Origin of the sequence: Burkholderia sp. AU4i (genome assembly GCF_000466765.1) — a bacterium.
Lineage (GTDB): Bacteria > Pseudomonadota > Gammaproteobacteria > Burkholderiales > Burkholderiaceae > Burkholderia > Burkholderia cepacia.
On the sequence record NZ_ASSI01000210.1, the window covers coordinates 1 to 6,121 of the forward strand.

At 67.4% G+C, this 6,121-nt stretch carries 5 protein-coding genes and 1 pseudogene; 2 read left to right on the top strand and 4 right to left on the bottom strand.

The window, feature by feature from the left end; genetic code table 11:
- The first annotated feature begins 310 nt into the window (after positions 1–310).
- Together L810_RS36380 and L810_RS36385 are read left to right on the top strand one after the other, a co-directional pair.
- The gene (locus L810_RS36380; RefSeq protein WP_021163154.1) at positions 311–1,858 is read left to right on the top strand and encodes a S41 family peptidase; all 1,548 of its coding nucleotides are present in this window, start codon (positions 311–313) and stop codon (positions 1,856–1,858) included.
- Positions 1,859–1,964: 106 nt separating this feature from the next.
- Positions 1,965–2,717 carry a HesA/MoeB/ThiF family protein gene (locus tag L810_RS36385; protein WP_021163155.1) on the top strand — a complete coding sequence of 251 codons (753 nt, stop codon included), beginning with the start codon at positions 1,965–1,967 and terminating at the stop codon, positions 2,715–2,717.
- 73 nt (positions 2,718–2,790) lie between these two features.
- On the opposite strand, the gene ptsP is transcribed toward L810_RS36385, so the two are convergent.
- The 4 genes and pseudogenes from ptsP to L810_RS36405 form a co-directional block, all read right to left on the bottom strand.
- A complete protein-coding gene (ptsP, locus tag L810_RS36390) occupies positions 2,791–4,563 on the bottom strand; it encodes a phosphoenolpyruvate--protein phosphotransferase (protein ID WP_021163156.1) in 1,773 nt (590 codons plus the stop codon).
- A gap of 210 nt (positions 4,564–4,773) precedes the next feature.
- The gene (locus L810_RS36395; RefSeq protein ID WP_006477716.1) at positions 4,774–5,043 is read right to left on the bottom strand and encodes an HPr family phosphocarrier protein; all 270 of its coding nucleotides are present in this window, start codon (positions 5,041–5,043) and stop codon (positions 4,774–4,776) included.
- 73 nt (positions 5,044–5,116) lie between these two features.
- Entirely contained in the window at positions 5,117–5,587 is a 471-nt protein-coding gene (locus L810_RS36400; protein ID WP_021163157.1) for a PTS sugar transporter subunit IIA, read from the bottom strand.
- A gap of 230 nt (positions 5,588–5,817) precedes the next feature.
- A pseudogene (locus tag L810_RS36405) lies at positions 5,818–6,121 on the bottom strand (glutathione synthase); the annotation flags it as partial.

Sequence of the window (6,121 nt, forward strand, 5' to 3'; positions counted from 1 at the left end):
ATATCGCGCGTTCTCCCTTGGAAATATCTCACCTCTCATCACCGGGCGGGCGGCGTCCGGCCCGGCATGCCCGACCCCGGCCCCGCCCCTTGCTGGCGCACCGCGCGAACCTTCGCGCCCCCGGCGCTGTCAAATCCGCTTTCGAACCCGCGGCACGTCCGGCGGTGCCCGGCCGGGCCGCCCTCCGGGCCCGCCGCGACGCCCGCTGCGACGCAATTCGCGCCGTTCCACTGAGTCTTCGGACGAACAGTTATACTTGTCCGCTACATCCCCGCTACCGCCACGCGCTTCCCGACCGCACCAGATCTCTATGCGAATGAAATTGAAGAACATCGGCCTGATTGCCGCGGGCCTCGCCACGGGCGTGTTCGCCACGCTGCAGGTTTCCGCATCGGCCGAGCAGACCGCCACGGCGCCGCTTCCCCTCGACCAGCTCCGCCTGTTCGCGGAAGTCTTCGGACAGATCAAGCGCGAGTACGTCGAACCGGTCGACGACAAGAAGCTGCTGACGGCCGCGATCAAGGGCATGGTGTCGAGCCTCGATCCGCACTCGTCGTTCCTCGACAAGACCGACTATGACGAGCTGCAGGAGCAGACGAAGGGCCGCTTCGCGGGTCTCGGCATCGAGATCTCGCAGGAAGACGGCCTCGTCAAGGTGATCTCGCCGATCGAAGATACGCCCGCGTTCCGCGCCGGCATCCGTCCGGGCGACCTGATCACGCGCATCAACGACAAGCCGGTGCGCGGCATGACGCTCGACAAGGCCGTGAAGCAGATGCGCGGCGAGCCGGGCACCAAGGTCACGCTGACGATCTTCCGCAAGAGCGACGACCGCACGTTCCCGGTCACCGTCACGCGCGCGATCATCAAGGTCCAGAGCGTGAAGATGAAGATCCTCGATCCGGGCTATGCGTATGTCCGCATCACGAGCTTCCAGGAGCGCACGACGCCCGATCTCGCGCAGAAGCTGCAGGACATCGCACGCCAGCAGCCGAACCTGAAGGGCCTCGTCCTCGACCTGCGCAACAACGGCGGCGGCCTGCTGCAGAGCGCGGTCGGCGTGGCCGGCGCGTTCCTGCCGCCCGACTCCGTCGTCGTGTCGACCAACGGCCAGATCCCCGATTCGAAGCAGGTCTACCGCGATACGTACGACAACTATCGCCTGCCGTCCTTCGACGGCGATCCGCTGAAGAACCTGCCGCCGGTCTTCAAGACGGTGCCGATGATCGTGCTGACGAACGCCTATTCGGCGTCCGCGTCGGAAATCGTCGCCGGTGCGCTGCAGGATTCGAAGCGCGCGCAGATCATGGGCAAGACGACGTTCGGCAAGGGTTCGGTGCAGACGGTCCGCCCGATGACGGCCGACACCGCGCTGCGCCTGACCACCGCGTACTACTACACGCCGAGCGGCCGTTCGATCCAGAACAAGGGCATCACGCCGGACGTGCCGGTCGATCAGTACGCGGACGGCGATCCGGACGACGTGCTCGTGACGCGCGAGGTCGACTACACGAACCACCTCGCGAACACGCAGGATCCGAACGAGAAGAAGGAACAGGAAGAGCGCGAGCAGCGCCGGATGGATCAACTGCGCGTCCTCGAAGAGCAGAACGACAAGAAGACGCCGGAGCAGCGCCAGAAGGATCGCGATCGCAAGCCGATCGAGTTCGGCAGCGCCGACGACTTCATGATGCAGCAGGCGCTCAACAAGCTCGAAGGCAAGCCGGTGCAGGAATCGAAGTCGCTGCTCGCCGAAAGCACGAAGGCCACGGCCGGCAAGGCCGCCACGGCCCCGAAGGCATCGGGCGCAAGCGCGAAGCCGGCTTCCGCACCGAAGCCCGCGTCGGCGCCGAAGTAAGCGCCGGCCGGCATCCGACGGGCCATCGCGGGAAGACCGCGATGGCCCGTTTTTCATGCGCGCCTAAAATAACGACACGTCCGCCGCTTCGCCCACGACTCCCCCCATGAACGACGATCAACTCCTTCGTTACTCCCGCCACATCCTCGTCGACGAAATCGGCATCGAGGCGCAGCAGCGCTTTCTCGATGCGCATGCGATCGTCGTCGGCGCGGGCGGCCTCGGCTCGCCCGCCGCAATGTATCTCGCGGCATCGGGCGTCGGCACGATCACGCTCGTCGACGCCGACACGGTCGATCTCACGAACCTGCAGCGGCAGATCCTGCACGTGACGGCCTCGGTCGGCCGCAGCAAGGTCGAATCGGGGCGCGACACGCTCGCGCAACTGAACCCCGAGGTGAAGGTGCACGCGGTCGCCGCGCGCGTCGACGACGCATGGCTCGACGCGCACGTGCCGGGCGCGACCGTCGTGCTCGACTGCACCGACAACTTCGCGACGCGACACGCGATCAACCGCGCGTGCGTCGCGCACGGCGTGCCGCTCGTGTCGGGCGCCGCGCTGCGCTTCGACGGCCAGATCAGCACGTTCGATTTCCGCGACCCGGCCGCGCCCTGTTATGCATGCGTGTTTCCGGAAGACCAGCCGTTCGAGGAGGTCGCGTGCGCGACGATGGGGGTGTTCGCGCCGACGGTCGGGATCATCGGCGCGATGCAGGCCGCCGAGGCGCTGCGCGTGATCGGCGACATCGGCAAGACGCTCAACGGGCGGCTGATGATGCTGGATTCGCTGCGGATGGAATGGACGACGATGAAAATCGCGCGCCAGGCCGACTGCCCCGTGTGCGGGGGCCGGCACTGACGCGCGACGGGCATGCGCCAGGCGGCGCATGCGTGGCGACACTTCGCTACTGTTTCAGCCGCGACGCGGGCGCCTATGCGGCCGCATCCGCGCGCGGCTCGGCGACCGACAGGCGCTGCAGCGCGGCCTGCACTTCCTCCGGCTCGAACGCGGCGAGCACGTCGGCCGTCGGCTTTTCGAGCGCCTTCAGGTGTGCGCGCAGGATCTCCTGCTTCACGACGAGCAGCTGGCTCGGGTGCATCGAGAACTCGGTGAGCCCCATCCCGAGCAGCAGGCGCGTGAGCGCCGGGTCGCCCGCCATCTCCCCGCACACCGACACGGATACCCCCGCGCGCTTCGCTTCGCGCAACGTGTAGGCGATCAGGTGCAGCACGGCCGGGTGCAGCGGGTCGTACAGGTGCGCGACCGCGTTGTCCGCACGGTCGATCGCGAGCGTGTACTGGATCAGGTCGTTCGTGCCGATCGACAGGAAATCGAACCGCTTCAGGAACAGCGGCAGCGCGATCGCCGCGGCCGGGATCTCGATCATCGCGCCGATGCGCACGTTCGGATCGTACGCGAGCCCGGCGTCGTCGAGCTGGCGCTTCGCCTCGCGGATCAGGTCGAGCGTCTGGTCGATCTCCTGCGCGTGCGCGAGCATCGGGATCAGGATCTTCACCTGGCCGAACGCGGACGCACGCAGGATCGCACGCAACTGCGTGAGGAACATCTGCGGCTCGGACAGGCTCCAGCGGATCGCGCGCAGGCCGAGCGCGGGGTTCGGCGCCGTCTCGTAGCCTTCGTCGAGCGCCTCGAGCGGCTTGTCCGCGCCGACGTCGATCGTGCGGATCGTCACCGGCATGCCCTTCATCCACTCGACGGCCCGCTTGTAGGCGGCGAACTGCTCCTCCTCTTCCGGCATCTCCTTCTGATGCATGAACAGGAACTCGGAACGGAACAGCCCGACACCGACCGCGCCGGCCTCGACGGCCGCCTTCGCGTCGTCGGGCAGCTCGATGTTCGCGTACAGGTCGATCTTGGTGCCGCACAACGTTTGCGTCGGCGAGAACTTCAGACGCTGCAGCTTGCGTTGCTCCAGCAGCTTCTCGGACTGCCGGTACGAATACTCCTCGAGGACGATCGGCGCCGGATCGACGATCACGATGCCCTGGTCGCCGTCGACGATGATCAGGTCGTCCTGGCGGATCAGCGCGCTCGCGTGCTGCACGCCGACCGCGGCCGGAATACCGAGGCTGCGCGCGACGATCGCCGTGTGCGACGTGCGGCCGCCGAGGTCGGTGACGAACGCCTGGAACGACTGCGACTTGAACTGCATCATGTCGGCCGGCGCGATGTCGTGCGCGACGACGATCATCTCGTTCGTGCCGTTCGCGGCCGCGCGGTCGAGCGCCTGCGACGCGGACGGTGCACCGGCGAGCGCCTTCAGCACGCGCTCGACCACCTGCTCGATGTCGGCCTTGCGCTCGCGCAGGTACTCGTCCTCGATGTCGTCGAAGTGACGCGTGAGCAGCTCGAGTTGCTCGGTCAGCGCCCACTCGACGTTGTAGCGGCGCGTGCGGATCAGGTCGATGGTTTCCTGCACGAGCATCTCGTCGCCCAGGATCATCGCGTGGACGTCGATGAATGCACCGACCTCGCTCGGGGTGTCGTCGGTCAGGTCGGCGCGCAGCGCCTCGAGTTCGTGATGCACGACATCGAGCGCCGTGCGGAAGCGCTCGACCTCGGCATCGGTCTGGTTTGCGTCGATCAGGTAATGGGCGACGTCGAGCGCCGCCGGCGCGATCAGGTACGCTCGCCCGATCGCGATACCTCGTGAGACGGGAATGCCATGCAGCGTGAAGGACACGCGCACCTCCTCTGTACAAGTAAAGCCGCGGCACACTGCTGCGATGCGCTTATGACCCCGGTTAGCGATTATAAATTCCGCGACTCCCCGCTGACTGCATGCACCGCAGCATTGCGCATTCCGCATCAATGCTTCCGACGAAAAAAATGCCGCGGAATCCGCGGCATTCTGACTGGAAACGGCAACGATCCCGTGCGCGGCGCGCGCGGATCACTGGCCTTCGCCGAACTTGTCCGCGATCAGTTTCAGCAGTGCGTCCATCGCTTCCCGCTCGTCGGGCCCTTCGGTCTCGATCGTCACGGTGCTGCCGATGCCCGCCGCCAGCATCATCACGCCCATGATGCTCTTCGCGTTGATCTTGCGCCCGTTGCGCGTCATCCAGACTTCCGACTGGAAGTTGCCGGCCAGTTGCGTAAGCTTGGCCGATGCGCGCGCATGGAGCCCCAATTTATTGACGATGGTGGTTTCTTGTTGAAGCATGATTCTCGGTCGGGTCGGTCGGGATCGCCGGCGGCGCGCGCCGGCGGTGCTGTCTAAAACGGAAAACGGGAAATCAGTGCGACTCGGTGCGCGGTTGCGGTTCCGGCGGAATCGGCGCGCACTGGCCGCAGCCGGTTTCCGTCGGCGGCGGCGGCGTGCCGGCCGACACTTCGTGGACGCCCTTCGCGCCGCCGGACAACGCCTTGTCGACGAGCTTGTCGAGCGGCACGGTGCGGTAGCAGACGGCCCGCACGAGCATCGGCAGGTTCACGCCCGCCAGCACGCGCACGTTGTCGAGCTTCGCGAGCTGGCCGGCGATGTTCGCCGGCGTCGCGCCGTACATGTCGGTCAGCACGACCACGCCGTTGTCTTCCCGGAGCCGCGCGAGCTCCGCATGCGCGAACGCCATCACCTGGGCCGGATCGCTGTCCGCCATCACGTCGATACAGCCGATGCGGGCGGGCACGCCGCCATAGATGTGCGCGATGCAGTCCCGCAGCGCGGTGGCGAGCGGGGCGTGCGCGATGATCAGGATCCCGGCCATGTCAGATCGCTCCCGGCCGCCCCTGGCGGGCCGATACCCCGCGGCGGGGCAATGAGCGTAGCGAGTGTGGGAAACGTTTCATGGTCAGCCTTGCAACAGTTTCGGCCCGACCGCCGGGCCTTTGGTGCGCGATCGCGGCACCGGGCAAGCGGGCATTGTAGCAGGCCGGTCGAGCTGCTCCGGCGACGGGGGACCTGCGCGGCCGCCGCCGGGGTTGCGCGGGAGACGGCCTACGCGGCCGCACGCTCCAGCGCGTCGATGAACATCGCGGCGACGTCGAAGCCCGTCTGCTCCATGATCTCGCGGAAGCACGTCGGGCTCGTGACGTTCACCTCGGTCAGCCAGTCGCCGATCGCATCGAGGCCGACCAGCAACAGCCCGCGCGCCGCGAGCACGGGCCCGAGCGTGTCGGCGATCTCGCGATCGCGCGCGGTCAGCGGCTGCGCGACCCCGAGCCCGCCCGCCGCGAGATTGCCGCGCACCTCGCTGCCCTGCGGAATCCGCGCGAGCGAATACGGCACCGGCTCGCCCGCG